The sequence below is a fragment of the Streptomyces sp. NPDC006326 genome (assembly GCF_040612915.1).
Classification (GTDB): Bacteria; Actinomycetota; Actinomycetes; order Streptomycetales; family Streptomycetaceae; genus Streptomyces.
Genome location: NZ_JBEXRC010000012.1, coordinates 122,807 through 141,721 on the forward strand (window position 1 = coordinate 122,807; position 18,915 = coordinate 141,721).

At 70.0% G+C, this 18,915-nt stretch carries 20 protein-coding genes and 1 pseudogene; 9 read left to right on the forward strand and 12 right to left on the reverse strand.

Features of this window, described 5'->3' with window-relative positions; all coding sequences use genetic code 11:
• Positions 1-30: 30 nt before the first annotated feature.
• A complete protein-coding gene (locus tag ABZ128_RS12810) occupies positions 31-915 on the reverse strand; it encodes an aldo/keto reductase (protein WP_356848018.1) in 885 nt (294 codons plus the stop codon).
• A 15-nt stretch (positions 916-930) separates the two neighbouring features.
• Complete coding sequence (locus tag ABZ128_RS12815; protein ID WP_356848020.1) at positions 931-1,878, reverse strand: NAD-dependent epimerase/dehydratase family protein; 948 nt, start codon at positions 1,876-1,878, stop codon at positions 931-933.
• 70 nt (positions 1,879-1,948) lie between these two features.
• Here ABZ128_RS12815 and ABZ128_RS12820 point away from each other — a divergent pair, with 70 nt between their 5' ends.
• Positions 1,949-2,851, forward strand: a complete 903-nt coding sequence (locus ABZ128_RS12820; protein ID WP_356848022.1) for a LysR family transcriptional regulator — start codon at positions 1,949-1,951, stop codon at positions 2,849-2,851.
• A 24-nt stretch (positions 2,852-2,875) separates the two neighbouring features.
• Here ABZ128_RS12820 and ABZ128_RS12825 read toward each other — a convergent pair whose 3' ends face one another.
• Together ABZ128_RS12825 and ABZ128_RS12830 are read right to left on the reverse strand one after the other, a co-directional pair.
• Positions 2,876-3,358, reverse strand: coding sequence for a DUF3995 domain-containing protein (locus tag ABZ128_RS12825; protein WP_356848024.1), 483 nt, complete (start codon positions 3,356-3,358; stop codon positions 2,876-2,878).
• A gap of 26 nt (positions 3,359-3,384) precedes the next feature.
• On the reverse strand, positions 3,385-3,735 hold the full coding sequence (locus ABZ128_RS12830; protein ID WP_356848071.1) for a DUF6191 domain-containing protein: 351 nt from the start codon (positions 3,733-3,735) through the stop codon (positions 3,385-3,387).
• Positions 3,736-3,956: 221 nt separating this feature from the next.
• On the opposite strand from ABZ128_RS12830, the gene ABZ128_RS12835 reads away from it, so the two are divergent.
• Both ABZ128_RS12835 and ABZ128_RS12840 read left to right on the forward strand, forming a co-directional pair.
• Entirely contained in the window at positions 3,957-4,796 is an 840-nt protein-coding gene (locus ABZ128_RS12835; protein WP_356848026.1) for an alpha/beta hydrolase, read from the forward strand.
• 5 nt (positions 4,797-4,801) lie between these two features.
• Complete coding sequence (locus ABZ128_RS12840; protein WP_356848028.1) at positions 4,802-5,572, forward strand: MerR family transcriptional regulator; 771 nt, start codon at positions 4,802-4,804, stop codon at positions 5,570-5,572.
• A 64-nt stretch (positions 5,573-5,636) separates the two neighbouring features.
• Here the strand turns inward: ABZ128_RS12840 and ABZ128_RS12845 are convergent, their stop codons facing one another.
• The 6 genes from ABZ128_RS12845 to ABZ128_RS12870 form a co-directional block, all read right to left on the reverse strand.
• Positions 5,637-6,026 (reverse strand): hypothetical protein, encoded by a 390-nt coding sequence (locus tag ABZ128_RS12845; RefSeq protein WP_356848029.1) that lies wholly within the window; start codon positions 6,024-6,026, stop codon positions 5,637-5,639.
• Positions 6,027-6,385: 359 nt separating this feature from the next.
• Positions 6,386-7,366: a hypothetical protein gene (locus tag ABZ128_RS12850; RefSeq protein ID WP_356848031.1), complete on the reverse strand. Its 981-nt coding sequence runs from the start codon at positions 7,364-7,366 to the stop codon at positions 6,386-6,388.
• Positions 7,363-7,935 (reverse strand): RNA polymerase sigma factor, encoded by a 573-nt coding sequence (locus ABZ128_RS12855; RefSeq protein ID WP_356848032.1) that lies wholly within the window; start codon positions 7,933-7,935, stop codon positions 7,363-7,365. Before ABZ128_RS12855 ends, ABZ128_RS12850 begins: the two co-directional genes overlap by 4 nt.
• Before the next feature lie 730 nt (positions 7,936-8,665).
• The gene (locus tag ABZ128_RS12860) at positions 8,666-9,451 is read right to left on the reverse strand and encodes a hypothetical protein (protein ID WP_356848034.1); all 786 of its coding nucleotides are present in this window, start codon (positions 9,449-9,451) and stop codon (positions 8,666-8,668) included.
• Positions 9,452-9,587: 136 nt separating this feature from the next.
• Positions 9,588-10,064: a hypothetical protein gene (locus ABZ128_RS12865; RefSeq protein WP_356848035.1), complete on the reverse strand. Its 477-nt coding sequence runs from the start codon at positions 10,062-10,064 to the stop codon at positions 9,588-9,590.
• Positions 10,061-10,669 carry a GNAT family N-acetyltransferase gene (locus tag ABZ128_RS12870; protein ID WP_356848036.1) on the reverse strand — a complete coding sequence of 203 codons (609 nt, stop codon included), beginning with the start codon at positions 10,667-10,669 and terminating at the stop codon, positions 10,061-10,063. Before ABZ128_RS12870 ends, ABZ128_RS12865 begins: the two co-directional genes overlap by 4 nt.
• 468 nt (positions 10,670-11,137) lie before the next feature.
• Between ABZ128_RS12870 and ABZ128_RS12875 the strand changes: the two genes are divergently transcribed.
• From ABZ128_RS12875 to ABZ128_RS12890, 4 genes are all read left to right on the forward strand, one after another.
• A complete protein-coding gene (locus tag ABZ128_RS12875; protein ID WP_356848038.1) occupies positions 11,138-11,797 on the forward strand; it encodes a DUF998 domain-containing protein in 660 nt (219 codons plus the stop codon).
• Positions 11,798-11,876: 79 nt separating this feature from the next.
• Positions 11,877-12,086 (forward strand): DUF4287 domain-containing protein, encoded by a 210-nt coding sequence (locus ABZ128_RS12880; RefSeq protein ID WP_356848039.1) that lies wholly within the window; start codon positions 11,877-11,879, stop codon positions 12,084-12,086.
• An 844-nt stretch (positions 12,087-12,930) separates the two neighbouring features.
• Positions 12,931-13,326 (forward strand): Imm7 family immunity protein, encoded by a 396-nt coding sequence (locus ABZ128_RS12885; RefSeq protein ID WP_356848041.1) that lies wholly within the window; start codon positions 12,931-12,933, stop codon positions 13,324-13,326.
• A 45-nt stretch (positions 13,327-13,371) separates the two neighbouring features.
• Entirely contained in the window at positions 13,372-13,671 is a 300-nt protein-coding gene (locus ABZ128_RS12890; RefSeq protein ID WP_356848043.1) for a barstar family protein, read from the forward strand.
• A gap of 42 nt (positions 13,672-13,713) precedes the next feature.
• On the opposite strand, the gene ABZ128_RS12895 is transcribed toward ABZ128_RS12890, so the two are convergent.
• Positions 13,714-14,919, reverse strand: coding sequence for a hypothetical protein (locus tag ABZ128_RS12895; RefSeq protein ID WP_356848044.1), 1,206 nt, complete (start codon positions 14,917-14,919; stop codon positions 13,714-13,716).
• Positions 14,920-15,001: 82 nt separating this feature from the next.
• On the opposite strand from ABZ128_RS12895, the pseudogene ABZ128_RS12900 reads away from it, so the two are divergent.
• A pseudogene (locus ABZ128_RS12900) lies at positions 15,002-15,819 on the forward strand (leucine zipper domain-containing protein); the annotation flags it as partial.
• On the opposite strand, the gene ABZ128_RS12905 reads toward ABZ128_RS12900, so the two are convergent.
• A complete protein-coding gene (locus tag ABZ128_RS12905; protein ID WP_356848046.1) occupies positions 15,816-16,433 on the reverse strand; it encodes a S1 RNA-binding domain-containing protein in 618 nt (205 codons plus the stop codon). The pseudogene ABZ128_RS12900 and the gene ABZ128_RS12905 sit on opposite strands and share 4 nt — an antisense overlap.
• A 264-nt stretch (positions 16,434-16,697) precedes the next feature.
• Between ABZ128_RS12905 and ABZ128_RS12910 the strand changes: the two genes are divergently transcribed.
• Entirely contained in the window at positions 16,698-18,869 is a 2,172-nt protein-coding gene (locus ABZ128_RS12910; protein ID WP_356848047.1) for a TerD family protein, read from the forward strand.
• Positions 18,870-18,915: the final 46 nt, after the last annotated feature.

An 18,915-nucleotide genomic window follows, 5' to 3' on the forward strand; every position in this document is an offset into this window, starting at 1 on the left:
GCCGGCGTCCGCGACGACGCCCTGCCTGGTTCAGGCCGGCAGTGCCTGGTCGAGTTCCGCCAGCTCTGCCCTGTTCAGGTCGAGGTGCGCGGCCCGGGCGGAGTCGGCGATGGAAGCCGGGCGGCTGGCTCCGGGCACCGGGATCACGGCCGGGGAGCGGGTGAGCAGCCAGGCCAGGGCGACCTGCTGCGGGCTGACGCCGCGTGCGGCCGCTACGCGGTGGAAAGCGGTGCCCGCGGAGGTCGGGCCGGAGGGGCCGTCGAGGGCGCTGCGGGTGATGCCGCCGAGAGGGCTCCAGGGGAGGAACGCCAGGCCCAGCTCGGTGCTCAGCCGCAGCTGGGGCTCGCTGTCGCGGACCGCGGGCGAGTACTGGTTCTGTACGGAGGCGAGACCGCCGCCGAGGATTGCGTGGGCCTCGCGGATCTGTGCGGTGGTGACGTTGGAGATGCCGGCGGCGCGGATCGTGCCGGCGTCGAGGAGTTCGCGCAGGGCGCCGACGGACTCAGCCCAGGGCACCGCCGGGTCCGGCTTGTGCAGCTGGTACAGGCCGATCGCGTCGACGCCCAGCCGCTTGGCCGAGTCTTCGGCAGCGCGCTTGATGTGTTGCGGGGCGCCGTTGACGGTCCAGCTGCCGTCGCCCGGCCGGCCGCGGCCACCCTTGGTGGCGATCAGGACGCCGGAAGTGTCGCCGCCGTACTGGGCCAGCGCGCGGGCGATCAGCAGCTCGTTGTGCCCCGCCTCGCCGGCGTGCCAGTGGTAGCTGTCGGCGGTGTCGATGAGCGTGACGCCGGCGTCGAGGGCGGCGTGGACGGTGGCGATGGCCCGCCCCTCGTCCGGGCGGTGCTCGATGGACAGCGGCATGGCACCCAGGCCGATGGCGCTGACGGTGGTGTCTGCGAGGGTGCGGTGGTGCATGGCGGTCGGTGCTCCTCAGGCGGCGGGGGCGGGGGCGGGGGATGCGGCGAGGGCTTCGGCTACGGCGCCGGGCAGCCAGTCGACGGTGCGGGAGAAGGCGAAACCCCACCCCTTCGCACGGGCGTTGCTCATGGCGTAGTGGCGGTCGTAGGAGAACGGCGAAGCCGGTTCGCCCGCCGCGACCACCCGGTAGCTGGGGTCCCGGCCGGCCTGTGCGGCAACGATCGCGGTGAGGGCGCGTACGTCGAGCAGGCCGTCGGAGCAGGCATTGACCGGACCACGGAAGCCGGTGGCGGTGGCCGCCCACAGCAGCAGGTCCGCCAGCTCCTCGTAGTGGATGAACACCGTCGGCAGTGCCTTCGCGTGCACAGTGATCTCCTTGCCCTGGCGCACGTGCTCGGCGTAGTGCGCAAGCCGGCCGGTGAACTCCTGCACACCGCCGCCGAGCACGTGCGCACTGCGCACGGAGGCGAACGCGAAACCGCCGGCGCGGGTGAGGACGGCCTCCGCCTGGCGCTTGCCCTCGGCGTAGTGGGCATCCAGGTACGCCTCGTCGTGCCAGGGCAGGTCCAAGGCCACCCGCCACGTCGCCGGGTCCACGCTCTCCTCCCGCACCGGGACACCCGCCGGCACGGCCGGCAGCGCGGCGGTGGCCGGGTCGTAGACCTCGATCGTGGAGGTCATGACGTAGCGCCGGGTGCGGCCGGCGAAGGCGCGGGCGGCGATCGCGGCCTGCACGGGTGTGTAGCAGACCTGGTCCACCACCACGTCGAAGGTGCGCGGGCCGAGCGCGGCAAGGAGGGATGCCTCGTCGTTGCGGTCGACCACGAGGTGCTCGACGGGGGCGGGCGGCTGGTGGGAGCCCCGGTTGATCACAGTGACCTGGTGGCCGGTGGCCGCCAGGCGTTCGACCAGGAGCTTTCCGAAGTACCGGCTTCCGCCGATGACGCAGATCCTTTGCATGCCCTCATCCTGGAGACGTATCGTCATCAGCAGAAGTGATGGCTTACTGGAAGCGCGTTAAGGATTACTGTTGATCGATGTGCAGCGGCTGCGCGTCCTGCGCGCGGTGGCGGATCACGGCAGCTTCAGCAAGGCGGCCGCGGCTCTTCGCCTCACCCCCTCCGCCGTCTCCCAGCACGTAGCGGTGTTGGAACGCAGCCTCGGCGCCCGGGTGGTGGCCCGCAGCACGCGTGGGGTCACCCTCACTCAGGCCGGTCAGATCATGGTCGGCGCCGCCGAATCCGTCGCAGCCGAGCTCGAACTGGCGAAGCAGCAGGTTGAACGGCTCAGCACGGGCCGCGTACAGCTCACCGTGGCCACCTTCACCAGCGGCGGCAGGCACCTGCTGCCCGGCGCCCTCACCCGCTTCACGGCAGCCCACCCCGAAATCCTGCTCCACGTCAGGGAAGGAGAGCCGGAGGACACCTTGCCCCTGGTCCGCCAAGGCGCTGTCGACCTCGCTCTCGCCTACCACTTCGACGGTCCGCTGCCCGTCGGGCCCGGCCCGGGCTCCAGCCTGCAGTGGACCGAACTTCTGGAAGACCCCTTGCATGTCGTCATGCCGCAAGGGCATCGACTCGCGGATCGCGAGTCGCTCGCCCTCGCCGAACTGGCATCCGAGCCGTGGGTGCTCGGATGCCGCAAGACCGAGGCATTTCTGCGCCGCTACGCAGAGCGCGCAGGCTTTGAACCCGAGGTGCGCGGCACCACCACCGATTACTTCTTCGCCCGTTCCCTTGTCGCCGCGGGCATGGGGATCTCGCTGATTCCTTCCATCGCGCTCGTCCCGACGGTGCCGGGTGTGCACCTCGTCCCGATCCAACCGCCCGCTCCGGCCAGGCACATCGGCGTTGCCACGATCGCCCGCCGCCGTGACCGCCCACACGTCGCCGCGTTCATCCAAGCCCTCCGGGAGGAGATCACGCACCCCTAGGGAATCCCGCTGCGCGTGGCGCAATCAGCGTCCTGGCGCGGGTGGCGGTTCTGCACCGGTGGGCCTGCCGGCCCGCAGGGCAGCGAGGCCGAAGGCCAGTCCTCCCGCGATGAACCAGGGGTTCCAGAGGGCCAGCGTCCAGGCCCGCTGCCCCGTGCTCACAGCGGTGTCCAGGTGCGTTGCGTTCGTCAGCAGCAGCACCTCGACGCCGATGCCACGGGCCAGCAGGAGAGCACTGACGCCCCACCCCGACCACCGTGCCATGAGCGCGGGACCGCCCGGGAGCCTGGACGGGGCAAGCAGCCACGCCAGCAGGGCGCCGAGGAGACAGAGCGCGCCCACGCCCCACAAACCGGCTATGACGAACCACTGCGGGCGCTCGTCGGCCAGCGGTCCGGCCGAGACGCTCAGTCCCACATCGCCGCCGACGGCCCAGTAGAAGTGCAACCCGGCGAACACGACCGCCCACGTGCATGCGATACGCCCCCACAGTGCGGACGGTTTCACGTCCGCTCCCTCCCGTTCGCGTTGCCTCATCGCCGGCCCTCAGGTGTATCGGCCCCATCGACGCATTGACTGTCCGCTCTCTGCGGCACCACGATGAACGCGGTGCCGTTGGTCAGGTCGATGCTGGAGCGGGGCGGCGCACCATCGGTCTCGTCGTCCCGCTGCAGCAGCTCCACCCGCCGCTGCTCCAGCTCGACCGTCTTGTTCCCGTGCACGACTGCGGTGAATTCGTCGAAGACCGTGTTCGACAACGACCGCCCCGTGCGCCTGCGCAGCCACGGAATCAGTCCCAGCCCGGAGAACCACCGCCATGCGCTCTCCACCAGCGCGAACACAACGAGTAGGCATACGAACGCCTGGAAGGACATGGCTACCATCGCCACAGCGGCCCCCTTGATCCTCAGCACAGTTGACGGTCGTAGAAACGGGGGAGACGCCGGCGTCGTTCCACGCCGGGAGACTCACGTCCGACGGGTGAGTGCTGAATCAGCGGAGACGCTGTTTCACGGATGCGGTCAACGGCCGTTGAGGAGCCCGCGGCAAGCCATCAGATGGAGCGGCTTGACCTTGACCTAAGGTCAAGGTCCACGCTGAACGCATGACGAACTCGATCTCGATCTCGAACCGCACCTCCCCCTCGACCTGGACCGGCATGGTGCCGGTGGAGGACACGGCCCTGGCCGTGACCGATACACGGGGACCGGGCCGGCCCGTGGTCTACCTCAACGGTTCCTACGCCACCCAGCGCAACTGGCGGCCCGTCACCAGCGAACTGGGCACCGGCTGGCGTCACATCACCTACGACGAGCGCGCCCGTGGCCGTTCGAAGAAGTCGGCGGACTACTCCTTCGAGGCCTGTATCCGGGATGTCGACGCGGTCCTGGACGCAACCGGGGCCGAGCGGCCGGTGCTGGTGGGCTGGTCCTACGGAGCCGCGCTCGCGCTGCACTGGGCCACCCGGCACCCGGACCGCGTCGCGGGTGTGGTCATGGTCGACGGCGGCTACCCGTGGGACTACCTCGCCACCGTCGAGGGCGGCCGGGAGGCCGGCAAGGAGGAGATCCGACGGCTGTTCCGCAGGTTCGCCTGGACGATGCCGCTGACCCGCAGGCTGGGACTGGCGGCCCGGATGTCGGCCGATCAGCATGCCGACATCAACATCGAGCTGAACGAGATCGTCGCCGCGAGCGGCCCGGTCTTCGATCTGGTCACGTTCCCGATGCGGTTCGTCGTGGCCTCCGGCGCCAGCCTGGGCAGCACCGAGGAAGGCCACACCGCAATGCGCGCCACCCTCGACCCGGTCCTGGCCCGCAATCCGCACGTGCAGGTCAGCGCGACGGTGTCGAGCAACCACTCGACCGTGGTGCGCAAGGACTTCGGCGCCATCGCCGCCGCGGTCCGGGAAGTTGCGGCCCTCCGGCAGGACGACGTTCACTGATCGCCATGACCCAAGGCATCACCATCGGCCAGGCCGCGGCGTTCGCCGGCGTCACGGCGAAGACCATCCGCCACTACCACCTGCACGGCCTGATCGAGGAACCCCGCCGCGACAGTTCCGGCTACCGGCGCTACGGATCAGCCGACCTGCTCCGGCTCGTCCAGGTCCGCACCCTGGCCGGAGCAGGCATCCCCCTGGCCGAGATCCGGACCATCCTCGACGCCGATCCCGACCGGTTCGCCGCCGCGCTCGTCGACGTCGAACGGCGCCTCACCGAACGGATCGACGACCTGGTCGCCCGACGCGAGCTGCTCCACCAGCTCGCCGACGGCGACCGGGTCCTGCTGCCGGAGCATGCCTGCGCGCTGCTGGAAAAGCTGCCCGCGCTCGGCTTCACCACCGAGGACGTGACCACGGCCCGAGACGCCCTGGTCCTGGTCAGGGCCTTGGCACCGGAGACCCTGGACGGCTACGTCGCACAGATCGAGCACGGCCTGGAAGACCCCCACTACGTCTCCTTGATGAAACTCAACATGCGCGCCGGCGACCTGGACCCCGACGACCCAAGAGTGGAGGAGATCGCCGCCGCCATAGCCGACCACTTCATCGCAGACCCCTCGCTCCTGCCCAGCCTGTCCGGCCTCCAGGCCCGCGAGGACGGCGCCCTCAGGCGCGAGCTGCTCAGTCACCATGCCGAGGACCAGAAACCCGCCTGGGCCCGCATGACCGCTCTGATCGAGGCGAAGCTACGGGCAGCCGGCATCGACGTCCCGTAGACACCCCCCTCCGGGGCCCGCCCGGGGCATCTGCCCCGAGGCGGGCGCCGGATGTGCTCCGGGCTCAGGAACCGCGGTTGTCCTCTGCGACCACATCGTGTGGCCAGTGGCCGTGCTCGATGAAGTGGGCGACGGCCCGGCAGGCGACGGGGAAGGGCACAGTGTCCCGATCGGAGTACGTGTCGATCTGTCCGTTGGCCAGGACGTACCCGCCGGAAATGCCCGTGCCCTCTGGGTCGACGAGGTGCTCACCAAGCCCAGCCGAGTCGTCCAGCAGGGCAACCATCGCCCGCTCGCCGTTGGTGACCACGGACAGAAGCCGACCCTGGCCATTCTCGAACCACGTCTCCTGGCTCGCCCAGTCCAGTCTGCGTACGAGCAACTCTCCGGCCTCCTTGCCGGAGTACCCATCAGAGGCAGTGCCCTGCAGCCGCCAACGCTGTGGAATGGCCATGGACTCTCCGATCTGGCGAAGCGGTGCAAGACCGGTGATGCAGGCCCGGCATCGCTGGGCTGGCACCTGGTGCGCAGCAATTGTCACATCCGAAGCCCGACCGACCCGCCGGCCCGTACCCGGTGGGGGTCGGGGATGTGGTGGCGTGAAGTGAAGCGCCGCTCGCCGCGACGGCTGGCCATCAGCCTGGCTCGCACGCTCGCACGCTCGTAACTCGCCACTGCCACCTGGTGCGCGGTCCGCTGCTACGAAGTCCACCCGGACAACCAGGCCGGTGTGTGGCTGCGGTCGGCCCGCCGGGTGGCAGGGGCCGACGACGGTGCCGGCGGCGCCACGTACTCCACGAGTGCGGCGACTTCCTAGTCGCTCGGCGAGTAGTCGATCTCGCAGGGCGTGACCTTCGAGGTCTCCTTCACACCGGCCCCGACGTGCGCGTACGGGCTCGACGGTCTCGCCGGCTTCGAGAACACGAGGGTGTACCCCGGAGGGACCGTCTTGGAGTTGATCTTCAGCGTGGTGATGTCCCGGCCGTTGCCGCGCAACTCGGCCTCCGGATCGGCCTGCGGACCGCGGTACCCTCCGCCCACATGCGGGCATTCCGCCGCGGGTTTCTTCTCGGTCACCGCGACGCTGACCCCCTGCGCCTGGAGCCTGCGCACCAGTTCGGGCAGTTCATCGACCGTGGGCACGGGAACCCGAATCGTGTTCGCGGGCTCTCCCGTAGGCGCGCCAGAGCCGGATTTCAGCAGCTCCTCCAGGCCTTCGGAGTAGTCGATCGCGCAGGACGGGACCTTGGAGGTCTCGATCACACCGAAGCTGATCCCCTCCCCGCCGAGCGGGTAGTACTCCGCCCAGTCGAACGTGAGCGAGTATCCGGGCGGCACCGTTTTCGCATCGACCTTGAAGTCGAAGCCGTCGGCGGAGTGCTGGAGCACCTCCGCATCACGGTCGGCCTGCGGACCGCGGTAGCCCCCACCGTGCTCGGAGCACTGCGACGGAGGTCGCCTGGGGACCAGCACCGCCGGGACACCCAGCTTTTTCAACGCCTCCACGAGCGCCGGAATCTCGCCCGGCTCCGGCATCCGGAACCGCAGCGAGCCGTCCGCGTCCTTCCTGATCTCGGGCGCCCCGGCGGAGCCGTCAGCCGGCCGGGTGTCGTGGCGAGAGCTCCCCGGCAGGGCCATCACGGCGACGACCGCCGCCGTTGCGACGCCCACAGCGAGCGGGATGCCGTACCGCCGGGCGAAGGACCGGGTGGGGGTCGCAGGCGGTTCCTCCGGGAGGCGGGCCAGGAGCGCCGCCTTGAGGCGGTCCTCGAAACCGCTGGGCCTGGCACTCATCGGGCTACCTCCAGCTGACCTTCGGTGACGGAGCCCGGGGCGCCCAGCGCGCGCCGGGCGCGGTGCAGGCGGACGCGGATCGTCGCCCGGGTGACGCTGAGGGCTTGCGCGGCCTCGGCCGGGGTGAGCTCATCGATGACGACGAGGTCGAGGGCGGCGCGCAGCGGTTCGGACAGGGCGGCGTGGCGCTGGGCCAGCTCCCTGAAGGCACGCTGGGCGTCGATGCGTTCTTCCAGCGCGGCGACGTCCTCGTCTTCGAGGAGACGCCGGCCGCTGAGCCGCGCCAGCGCGCCGCTTTCGCGGGCGAGCCCGCGGGCGTGGCCCGACAGGACGTTGCGGGCTATTCCGAACAGCCAGGCGATCGGCGCCCCCCTGTTGGGCCGATAGCCGGCGGCCGAACCCATGGCGGCGAGGAATATGTCCGCCGTCAGGTCGGCCGCCAGGTGCGGGTCGGTGACCCGGCGCGTGACGAATCCGAGGACGGAGTCGATGTGTTCCTCGTAGAACGCCCCGAACCCCTCGGGCGTGGTGAGATCCGGCGGGCCGGTCTCGTGTCGTGGGCTGCGCACCCGGTTCCTCCCCTGCGTAGCCGGCCCGGTCGGCCGCCTCATCCAGTACTTGGCCGAAGCCCGCTCAAGCGTTTCATCGGGACCAGGTGTCCGGTGCAGGTCACGTCGGCGTACGCAGTTCGCCGGGCAGCACGGGGAGCCTGGAGGCCTGGCTCGACGCCGTCCTTCGTGGACGCACACCCCTTGTGGTCGTCTCAGATCGCAGCGGCCGCCACAAGGACACGCTGCGCGGGACGCGGACGGTCGCCGCCCTCGAAAGCCCGGCCGCCGTACTGTTCCGGGTTCGAGCTGACTCTTGTGCGTGTTGCTCACCGACCGAGGCACCCTCGCCGGCCGCCTCGGCGGCCAGGTCGCCCTACTTCTCGGGGTTGCCCTGTTGCTCTCCGGCATGTGCCTCCTTTGGGGAGAAGGGCAGTGCCGGCCCGCTGCCCGGCGCCACCGGCCGGAGGCCGGCGGCGTGCTTGCGGTCAGCCGCCAACAGTCTGGAGGAGCAGGCCCCGGGGCTGGATAGGGCCGAGGTGGACGGTGACGCATCCGCAGGCCGCGGGCAGGGCCGCGAGGAGTAGGCGGGGACCAGGCGCAAGCCGACGCGCTGCCGCTGGGCCCACGGGCAGGCATCGCATGGTCCGCATTGAGATCCAGCGGGAACAGGAGGCGGGCGGCGGCCTGTTCGCAAGTCGACTCTGGAGCGGGTCCGGCCGGTTGCGCGACCGCCGCGACAGCTATGCGTTTACTTCATGGCGGCGTTGCGGAGTGCGAGGGTGGCCTGGGCAGCTTCGTTGAGGGTGGTCTGGTGCACCATCCGGACACCGGCGAAGGTCGTGGCGTCGCTCCAGGCGCAGACTGCCTGGTCGCCGTCAGGGCCTTGGGCAAGGCCGCAGCTGAGGCCCCCACCGTACGGGCCCGGGTCGAAGCGGGTCACGTTGCGGGCCTTCGACCCGGCGAAAAAGTTGCGGAACTCCTGCGCGATCGACTCGTTTGCCTTCTCCTGGAGGATCTTCGGGTCCCACTCCGCACTGCGGACGAATACGAAGAGGTCGAGGTTTTCATCCCCGTCCTTGTCGTAGAAGCCGGTCTTCAACCCCTCCGGCATCTTGCGAGCCGCCAGCACCGCGGCCTCGGTCCGCTCGGCAGCCTCACCGGTCATCAGCTGGTAGCCCGCGAAGCCGGGCGGCAGGACGACCGAACGCCGCGTACCCGCCGGCGCGCCCGTGCCCTGCTGAACAGGTGCGGTCGCCACCGTCTCCGAGGCCCGGGGCTCGGGGTTGTAGGAGGCCGCGGCCTTCAACCCGGCGCCGACCGCAATCAGCACCGTCACACCGATGATGAGCAGCCGCCGCTTCCTCTCCTCACGCAGGGTGGAGGCGGGATCGCCGCCCACCGCGGTCGACGGCGCACGCCAGGAGCGGGTGAGGCGCCAGAGCAGCACGATGGCGACAACGGCGACGGACAGGACTCCGACCACCTGGCCGGCGGCGTAACTCTGTGAGGTGGGGTCCACGGATGCGACGATCATGCCTGCATCGTACGTGTGACCGAATCCTCGGGGATCGCGACTCGGAGCCCATCTGCCGCGACCCGCCGGGACCTCTGCCGTCAAGTGTCGCGAGGAGGACGACGAAGAGTGGTCATGAGTGAGGCTGCGATGGTGATCAGTGCTCTGGTACGGGCGGCGACGGGGACCGGCCTGGGGCGGAGCGGCGGTGCCGCCTGGCGGCGAAGGGAGTTGCCAGCAGAGCCGCGACGCCCGTCCCGGCGCCCGCGTAGACGGTCGGGTTGACCCAGGCTGGTACCTGTTCGTCTCCGCCTCTGCCGTCCCGGCCCTCGGAGCAGACGACGGACACCGGTAACACCGACTTCGTCACCAGGTGCCGCTGCGGCGCCTCGCGGTCGAGTCCTGTTCCGTTGCACTGCGCGTAGGGGTCGGGGACGCTGAATCCGGTCAAGTGTCCCCACCCGAAGGCCAGGACCGCGACACCGAAGGCGGCCAGCGCCAGTTGGAAGCAGGCGACCGCCCTCACCAGCGGACGCAGCGAGCGGTGGCGCACCGCGACGCCCGCGCGGACGAACACCGCCCCCGTCATGGCCGCTGTGAGGAGGGGCACGCCGATCACCAGAAAAACGATCATGAAATCTCCGACGTCGGTACACGGTCGGAGGTTGCACGCCGCAGAGCGATGGTCAGGCGCGCGGAGCCCACACCACGCCCTCCTGGACCCCGGTGACGGGATCGACGTCCCGAGTGGAGAAGTCTGCGAGGCTGCGAAGTTAGGTCAGGCCGGGGGCGGCCGCAGAGCTGCGTCTCGCCGGTAACGGCAAATCCCGCACGGGCCAGCACGGCTCGTGACGCTGCATTGTCGAGGGTCGTGGCGGCCCGCAAGGTGGTCAACCCGTACCTGCCGGCTGCGAGGCCGCACACTTCCCGTACTGCCGCCGTGGCGATCCCGCGGCCCGCAGCCCGCTCTGCGATCCGATAGCCGAGTTCGGCCCCGCCGTCTGACACGTCCACCAGATTGACCCGCCCCAGCACCTCGCCCTGCGCGCCGATCAGCACGTGGAAGTAACAGGCTCCGGCCCCCTGCTCGGCCAGCAGCCCACGGTGCCTCTGGTCGAACCGGGCGAAGTACTCCTCACCTCTGTCAGGGACGGACGCTACGAAGTAGACCCGGTTCTCTCGCTCGAAGGCGAGGACCGCGGGCGCGTGATCGGGGCGAAGCAGCTGTAGCTCAGGCATAGGGCGGACGGTATGCGGCCGACGGTCCTGCTGCCACAGGATCGCGCCTGGAGATAGCCTTTGACGGCTTCCGCAGCCCACACCAACGAGTGGTCCGGTCACTCAGATGGGCCGCTCTCCGGCGTCCTCGCTGCGTGGGTGGAGTGCCTGGCGAGCAGGTGTCCTGACGTGCACGGCTGCGAGATCAACTCGCAGAACGCACCACCTGACGCCAGCGCAGCCGTCGCCGAGATGTGCTGCCGCCGCTGTTCTCGACGGCGGATGGCCCGCCGCCCCGAACCACCTTCAGCTCGGCGACCGGCGTCGATGCCCCATGCCTCCATATCCGAGCCCACGACGGCGCGGCGTGCGTGCCGCGGGGGAGAGCGACTGGGGATTCGTGGTCCAGATCACATCGTTCGGAGCGATGAGTTTGTTGGCCCCCGCCGGTCGAAATGAGCGACAACATCATGTGAGGAAGGCCCGTTCATGACCCACACGCTCAGCGCGCCCGAGCACGTCGCTCCGGTAACGTCCCCGGCGGTACGCCGATGGCTGACGGGCGGCATGGCCGCGGGACCGGTGTTCCTCGCGGCCGGTGCCGCGCAAGGCCTCGCCCGTGATGGCTTCGACTTCCGCCGGAACGCACTCAGCCAACTCGCGCTCGGCCAGGCCGGCTGGATCCAGACGGCGAACTTTCTGCTCGCCGGCGCCCTGCTCGTCGTGGGTGCGGTCAGTCTGCGCCGGGTGCTGGGCCGGAGCCCGGGTGGCACCTGGGGTCCGGTCCTGGTCGGCGTCTTCGGCGCCTCGTTCTGGGCCGCGGCGGCATTCCCGGCCGACGCCGGTGCGGGGTTCCCCGCCGGGGCCCCCGATGCGACCGTGATGAGCGGGCACGGCGTCGTCCACATGGCCGCCGGAATGGTCGGTTACCTCGCCCTGTGCGCCGCCTTCGTCGTGTTCGCCGGTTCGCTGGCCGCCCGGGGCCACCGCAGGTGGGCCGTGACCTCGCGGCTCGCCCCGGTCGCCGTCCTCGCCGGCTTCATGGCCTCGGCCGCCTCCGTCCTTGCCTTCACGGCCGGCGCAGGCTTCGGCCTGCTGTGGCTGACGGCGCTGACGGCCCGCCTGGCCACCGCCCCTGCCGACCGCTGACCGCAACGCGTCAGCATCAACATCATCAACATCACCAACAACAACATCGAGATCATCCAGACAGGAAAAGAGGACACCCATGGCCACCGTGAAGGGCCCTGCCAGCTACTTCGCCTCCATCGAGAAGAAGTACGGCCGCCCGATCGCCGAGTGGAAGGAGCTCATCCGCGCCAGCCCGCTCAGCAAGCACATGCAGCTCGTCGACTGGCTCAAGTCCGAGCACGGCTTGGGACACGGCCACGCCAACGCCCTCGTCGCCCACACCCTCGCCGAGGACGCCGACGAGTAGTCAGGCACGCGCGCCGCACCGGGGGGATGCGGGTGCGGGTGAGGGGTGTGTCGGTGATGCCGTACTTCGAGGTGCCGAAGCACTTCACGTTGCCCAGCACCGTCTCCACCGTGTCCTGGAACGGGTCTTGTAAGGGGACGCGCCGGTGGTGCGCCTTGACGTTGCTGAAGCCACCGGCGCGATGCCCGTTGGTAGCAGTCGTCGTTGGCGCGGCGGGGGGCGAGATCGTCGAAGTACGCGTCGTAGGCGTTGTAGATGCCGTCGTTCCCGGCCAGGACGAGCGCGTTGTTCCAACCCTTCGTACCGTCCCGGTCGTTGTGGAGATTGACGGAGGACTGCACGACGATGCGCGGCGCGCCAGGGGTTTCGGTGGGTGTCGGCCCATGCGCGCATCCGGCGGACCGGTGAGCCAGGGTGGAGCTCGCCGCAGGCACCCGGCTGACGGGGCAGGAACGGTGGAGCGTGCCGCTCGATACCCGCCGCGGGGTGCCCGTAGACACGGGCGCGGTTCCTTGTGTCTGCCGACCCCGACGTCGTGCGGGTGGCGGAGCGGGCGGGCAGCGGACCGTACTCCTACCGTGCCTTCGGGCCGGACGGCCGGGCGCAGGGCGTGATCGACGGAACCGGGCCCTACGGCGACATCGAGGAGGCGACCGTCGCCGGTGGCAGGCTCTTTGCGACCGCGCGGTGCCACAGTCTGTACGCGACTGGTTCATCGACTTCGAGGTGGCGACCGGCGCAGAGCTGTGGCGCGAGGACCGCGCCTTCCGTACTCCGTGGACCGCGGCGGATTTTGCCGTGGTCGGAGCTGTTGAGCCCCAGCCGACCTGGTTAGGATCGCAGTGTGTTCGAGTACCACGGCTGGATCACGGTCAGGGAGACCGCGGGTGAGGACGAAGATGATGTCCGGCTGCGCCATGTCGTGGATGAGCTTCAGCTCCGCATCGCCCAGATGGCAAGTCCCTACCTCCTTGACCTCAGGTGGATGAACGGCGAACCGTTCATCCACCTGGGAGGCCATTCCAATCACCGATCGTCGCCTGATGTCGTCGGCCTCTTCGAGCATGTAGCGACGGTTGCTCCTGGCTCCTACGGCCTCCTGCATGTTCGCGATGACGAGGACCCGGCCCACGGGAACGACATGCGCGTGCTCAGGCTCGCTCGGGGGACGGTCACGCAGCACACTGAGGCGCTGCTGTCCCCGTGCATCCCGACGCTGGAGGACCCCTCCACCGCTTAGGGTCTGTCTCCACATGGCGGTGTCTCGGTTGGTCAACCTTCTGCGGTGAAGAAGGATGGCGAGTTGATCCTGGACTTGCGGGGTCGACAGATTGAGACACTCAAAGATTTCTGGGATGCGGTCGCGGAGCCGTGCGGGCTGCCGGAGTGGTTCGGCAGGAACGTGGATGCCTGGTCGGACACGATCCACGCCCGGGGCATATCAGATGTGATCGACAGCTATGACGTCTTGGTCGTGCACGTTGATCAGCGCGGCCTTTTCGAGAGGGGTCGACGAGAAGGCGAGGTCCTCGCCGGCATCTTCGATGGAGAGCAGAACCGGCTTGTCGTCCATTCGCTGGGCTGACGGCCAGGGCTGTTGCTCAGCGTCGTGCCCGGCATCGCCAGCTCAGTCCTGCCAGTAGAACAGCAGGGTGTCGATGTCCAGGGGCTCGCGTCCGCCGAAGTAGTACACACACAGGCCGGTCACCCGGATGCCTCCGGTAACCCCGTCGATCCACCGGAAACCGGCCTCCTCCAGGGCCGGCCGGGCGGGATGCCGGTCGTCGTGGCCCGTGACGAAGCGTCCGAGGACGCTGATGTAGATGTCCTCGTCGCCACATGAGATCACGTGATAGCTGCCGTCGCCCTGCTGGTGGTGGCTGCCGGCGGAGACCGGCGGGTCCGGGGCGAGACCGGCCGCGGCCAACGCGGCGGTCGCACGCGCGAGCTGGTCGGGCAGGTCCGGGCGGCCGGGCGGTTCGGTGCACAGGGCTTCGAGGCGCCATCGGGGGTCGCTCTGCCGCTCGCACCGGGGGGCGTACTCGTGGACGATCGCCCGGCGCAGTTCCTCGTCCAAGCCGTCGACCTCTGTCCGCGGGCTGCCGAGCCGCTCGTCGATCCGGCGGGTCTCCGCAATGTCCTCGGTGAGCTCATGGAGGGCGCAGGCGGCCCGCACGGCAGCCTCGGGGGCGGGAGCCTCGTCCAGGAAGGCGCGCAGCCGGTCCGGGTCCGCGATGAGTGACTGGGCGAAATGCGCGATGCCGCGGTCTGGGTCGGCCAGGTACGGCGTCACGTCCTGCCCCGCGTGGTGCCACGTCCGGAGCGCGAATCGGCGGTCCTCAGGACGGTCCTCGCCTAGCTCGGCCAGGATCGCCTCGGCGCCGTGGTGCTCCACCAGACCATCGAGGCCGGCCTCCCCGATCTCCCGCCACCGCTGCCAGGGCGAGGCCGCGAGCGTGGACAGGCCGGGGGCGGCGGTTCGGTCGCCGAGCAGGCCACGGGCCTTCAGGGCCGCCTCGGCGACGCCGTACGAACCGTCCCCCCGCTGCTCCTTGTCGCGCAGCCAGGGCAGGAGCTCCGGCCGGACCCCTAGGAGGTCGAGGAGCGCGATGCGCACCTCGGCCGTCTCGTCCTCGTCCCGGATCCGGTCGATGAGGCCGGGGACCCGGGCCTCCGGGACGCGGCCGGCCAGCGCGTACGCGCAGATCCGGCGGCGCCACCAGGCGTTGCCGGTGTCCAGGACGTAGCGGGCGAGTGCGTCGGGGTCGTGGGCGTGCAGGGCAACGGTGTCAGGCTGCCCCCGCTCCGGTATCAGCTTGTTGATCTTCCCCATGGGCTGATGCTACGGCCCGCCGACACCGAACGGCCCCGGTTTTACCGCGGGCTCCAACGGTGCCGCAGGCTCGGTGATCGGACTGAAGACTGGACGCCGGGCCGGCGCTGAAGAGCGACGCCAAACATCCCACCGCAATGCCAAGCTGACCGTGTTCGGTAGGCGGCTGCTGGTCGAACGTGTTGCCTCGGCGCGTCCGGTCGCCCATGTCGCCGCCGAGAGGGCATCTCCCGGGCCCCCGGCCCACAAGTGGTTCCAGCGGTGACGGACCGCGTGGGGGGCAAGGCCGGCCTGGCCGACCGGTTCAGCCGTGCGCACCCGATGCCCCACCGCACGGCTGCCGAGACCGAGGCCCGTGTCTGCGACCTGAGGCGAGCCCGATACCCGAAGGCGGCGGCCACACGGCCCTGGGCCGCGAAGTCGGCCGCAGGACGAAGTCCGGCGTGGGCTTCGACTACGTGCCCTCGGCCGTCGACGACCACAGCCGCGTGGGCTGCAGCGAGATCCACCCCGATGAGAAGGTCCCGACCTGCACGGGCTTCCTCACCCCCGCCGCCGCGTTCTTCCACGCTCACGGCATCACCCGCATCGAACGCGTTCTCACCGACAACGCGTGGGCCTACCGCAAGGGCCTGCCTCGAAGGCTGCCCTGGCCGTCCGTGGCCGACCTAGGCGCGGACGGCAAGCCGCCCCGCGGCTACCAGCCGCAGACCAACGGCAAGGTCGAACGCTTCAACCGCACCCTGCTGGACGAATGGGCCTACCAGCGGCCTTACACCTCAAACGGCGAGAGGACAACGGCGCTGGCACTTCCGCCACACCTGCAACCCGCACCGCTGCCACACCGCACTGGGCGGTCACCCACCCATCAGCCGCGCCAACAACGCTGCGGGTCACTACACCTGGGTCACGTCTAGCGAGTCATGCCGTGCCCGGAACAGGCTGGGCGGGATCTGCCCGGCGCAGTGTCCAGGAGTTACGGGTTCGGCCAGAAGGATCCGGTTCCGCTCGTGGTCGACCGTCACGATCTGCGCAGCTATTTCCTGACCGTCGCGGAAGGCCTCGACGGATGCGGTCGGCCCGGTGAGTGGGACGAGTCCCTCGACGCAGTCATCAAGGTGTATGAAGACTCCGATGGGTGCGATCTTTCTGATGCGTCCGCGGACGACCTGACCGGCGCGGAAGCCGGGTAGCAGGTCTTCGTGTTCGGCCCACTCGTCGAGCACGGCCCCTACCTGGTGGTTGTGCTCGGCGTGCCAGACGACCTGACCGGCAACGCACTGCCCCACGGCCGGCAGTTCCATGCATCTGGGCATCCTGTCGACCCTGGCCAGGCCCATGGCGTCGGGGCGGTCGTCGATGGAAAGGAAGACACCGAAGGGCTGTCGGCCGACGACCTCTCCGGTGATGCGGGCACCGACGGGCAGAGCGCGGACGGTCTCAGTCCAGGTCGAGGCCGAGACCGCGTCGGGGATTCGCCTGCCGTTCTCCCCGGGCCAGGAGTACTCACTCATCCGCAGATCATGGCATGCGCCTGCCACGCTCGGAGAGGCGTCGGTGGAAGGGCATATGTGCTCGCGCCGTGGGACGCAAGACATCCAGGACCGGACTGTCCGCACGACACGGCTGACGTGCTGCACGTACCTGCGACTCTCCGGACCCCCACCGCGAGGGCCTGGCATATCGGGGGACAATGCCTCGGTGAGGCGTTGAGGGCACCTGTCCCGCACCGGGAAAAGCGGGTGCGGCCGTTCACCCCGCCCCGGGATCATCCCGGCATGGTCCACCGACTCGAAGCCCTGGTCATCCGGCACACCCACCGCATCCCCTGCCCCACAGGGCCCGCCGGGGAAGGCGCTGTCGCGGCGCAGCAGTTCGACGCCGCGCTGATGTCCGTGGGCTTCAAGCTCTCGGCCGAGCTGCTCGCGCACCTGTCGGGGCTCTCCGAGGGCGCGGTCGTCGAGACCGCCGTACGGACGCTGGGCACCGTCCGGGAGATGGTCGGCGACCACGTCCGGCACAACGTGTACTTCATCGACTTCCCGGCCAACGTCCCCGACACGTTCGAATTCTGGATGCGCTGCATCGCCGACGCGCTCACCGACGACACCACGCGCGCGAACACGCTGGAGCAGCTGAGCACCGGTGCGGTGAACCTGCTCACCCTCCCGTCCTACGGGAACTACCGGCACACCTACGCCGAGATGCTGGCCCACCACGACGAGCTGATCGCTGCGGCGGGAGACCGTATGACGGTCCTGCACCTGGGCGGCGCACTCGACGACGAGATCGCCTCCCTCTACCTGGCGTTGGCCGGCAGCACCACTCCTCTGGGCGAGGACGGCCTGCGCGACCTGCAGGATCTCGCCGACCAGTGCGCCGCAGGGCCGCAGCCCGAGGAGATCCCCGTACGGGAGAACCGGGCCGTGGTCAACCAGGCCCGGCTGATGGCCGGTGCGGGCCTGCTACTGGACACGGTCACCGACGTGCTCCGCCTGGCCTGCGCGCTCGTGGGCGGCGACGTGACCCTGCAGGAGCCGACGCGTCTGCGCACCCTGCCCCGATCGGTGCGCCGGGCCCTGCTCGCGGGCCTGGACGCGGTCGTCGCCGCGGCGCCGGCCAAGCTCGCCGACGTGCACGCCCACCGCGAGATGTGGAAGCGGCTCGGCGAGCGGCTGCACCCGCACGAGTACCCGCAGTGGCCGCACGCGGCCGACGTGTTCGCCGTCGCTCGCGGTGAGAAGACGGCACGTTCCCTCGACAGCCGAGTCGAGGAACTGCTCGCCCGTGGTGACACCACCGCTGCGGCCGAACTGCTGAAGGCCGCGCCCGGCAAACTCTTCCGCTCCCTGGACCAGCTGCTGCGCGACTCCTTCCCCCAGGACGAGCGCGACATCGTCGTGGCCGCCGCCGAGCAGGTGGCACCCGACGTCTCCGGCCGGGTCCTGCTGTCGGTGCGCCAGCACCTCCACAACCGTGGGCAGGAGACCGGCGAGCAGCGCGTGTTCGTCAACCGCCTCGGCCGGGCCTGGGTCACCGACGACACCCGTCGGCCGGTGTTCGCACCCGAGCGCGAGCGGCTGATCGCCGCGCTCGACACGGAACTGCGCCGCCGGCTGCCCGCCGCGGACCACCTGCTGATCGACCCGGACGTCCTGGACGTGGCCTTGCCACTGAGCGGCAAGGCCACGGCATCGGGACTCGGTGTACTGCCGCGCGGATCGGTGTCCCGCGTTGACGGAGAACTGCTGCGCTTCTTCGTGTACTGGAAGCAGACCGAGCGCTCCACCGACTACGACCTGTCGGCGGCGCTCCTGAACGCCGACTACTCGACCGCCTCCTGGCTGTCGTACACCAACCTCCGCGGTGTCGAGGGCGAGCACTCCGGCGACATCACATCCGCCCCCGACGGAGCGTCGGAGTTCATCAACCTGCGCCTGGACGCTGTACGCGCCACCTGCATCGTGCCGCAGGTCAACATCTTCTCCGGAGAGGGCTTCGAGGAGGTCGAGGAGTCGTTCTTCGGGTTCATGCTGCGCGAGGGCGAGCAAAAGGGACTCCCGTTCGAGCCGCGCACGGTACGCATGAAATCGGAGCTGCGCGGTCCGGGCCGGGTCGCCCTGCCACTGGTCTTCCTGCGTGGACCCGACGGCCGGTGGCGCGCCAAGTGGCTGAACCTCTACCTGAAGGGGACTCCGTCCTCGAACCGGGTCGAGAGCAACCGGGTGACGGTCGCGACGCTGCTGCGCGGCATCGTCGAGCGCGAGCAGCTCACCGTGCGCTACCTCACCGAGCTGATGACCGGCAGCGCGACGACGGTCACCCTGTGGGACGGCAAGACGGTCCCGGCGGGGCCCGTCACCTACATCGGTCTGGAGCGCCCCGACGGGCTGCACCGGCAGTCGCGGATCATCACTCCCGAAAACCTGGGTGACCTGATCCCCGCCTGACTGTTAACGTGTCCGTGGCGAGGCCATGAGGGGCCTTCCTTCTCCA

Coding starts and splice junctions, on each gene's coding strand:
- ABZ128_RS12810 (WP_356848018.1), bottom strand. CDS start 915: ATGCACCACCGCACCCTCGCAGACACCACCGTCAGCGCCATCGGCCTG.
- ABZ128_RS12815 (WP_356848020.1), bottom strand. CDS start 1,878: ATGCAAAGGATCTGCGTCATCGGCGGAAGCCGGTACTTCGGAAAGCTC.
- ABZ128_RS12830 (WP_356848071.1), bottom strand. CDS start 3,735: ATGGTAGCCATGTCCTTCCAGGCGTTCGTATGCCTACTCGTTGTGTTC.
- ABZ128_RS12835 (WP_356848026.1), top strand. CDS start 3,957: ATGACGAACTCGATCTCGATCTCGAACCGCACCTCCCCCTCGACCTGG.
- ABZ128_RS12840 (WP_356848028.1), top strand. CDS start 4,802: ATGACCCAAGGCATCACCATCGGCCAGGCCGCGGCGTTCGCCGGCGTC.
- ABZ128_RS12845 (WP_356848029.1), bottom strand. CDS start 6,026: ATGGCCATTCCACAGCGTTGGCGGCTGCAGGGCACTGCCTCTGATGGG.
- ABZ128_RS12850 (WP_356848031.1), bottom strand. CDS start 7,366: ATGAGTGCCAGGCCCAGCGGTTTCGAGGACCGCCTCAAGGCGGCGCTC.
- ABZ128_RS12860 (WP_356848034.1), bottom strand. CDS start 9,451: ATGATCGTCGCATCCGTGGACCCCACCTCACAGAGTTACGCCGCCGGC.
- ABZ128_RS12865 (WP_356848035.1), bottom strand. CDS start 10,064: ATGATCGTTTTTCTGGTGATCGGCGTGCCCCTCCTCACAGCGGCCATG.
- ABZ128_RS12870 (WP_356848036.1), bottom strand. CDS start 10,669: ATGCCTGAGCTACAGCTGCTTCGCCCCGATCACGCGCCCGCGGTCCTC.
- ABZ128_RS12875 (WP_356848038.1), top strand. CDS start 11,138: ATGACCCACACGCTCAGCGCGCCCGAGCACGTCGCTCCGGTAACGTCC.
- ABZ128_RS12880 (WP_356848039.1), top strand. CDS start 11,877: ATGGCCACCGTGAAGGGCCCTGCCAGCTACTTCGCCTCCATCGAGAAG.
- ABZ128_RS12895 (WP_356848044.1), bottom strand. CDS start 14,919: ATGGGGAAGATCAACAAGCTGATACCGGAGCGGGGGCAGCCTGACACC.
- ABZ128_RS12905 (WP_356848046.1), bottom strand. CDS start 16,433: ATGAGTGAGTACTCCTGGCCCGGGGAGAACGGCAGGCGAATCCCCGAC.
- ABZ128_RS12910 (WP_356848047.1), top strand. CDS start 16,698: ATGGTCCACCGACTCGAAGCCCTGGTCATCCGGCACACCCACCGCATC.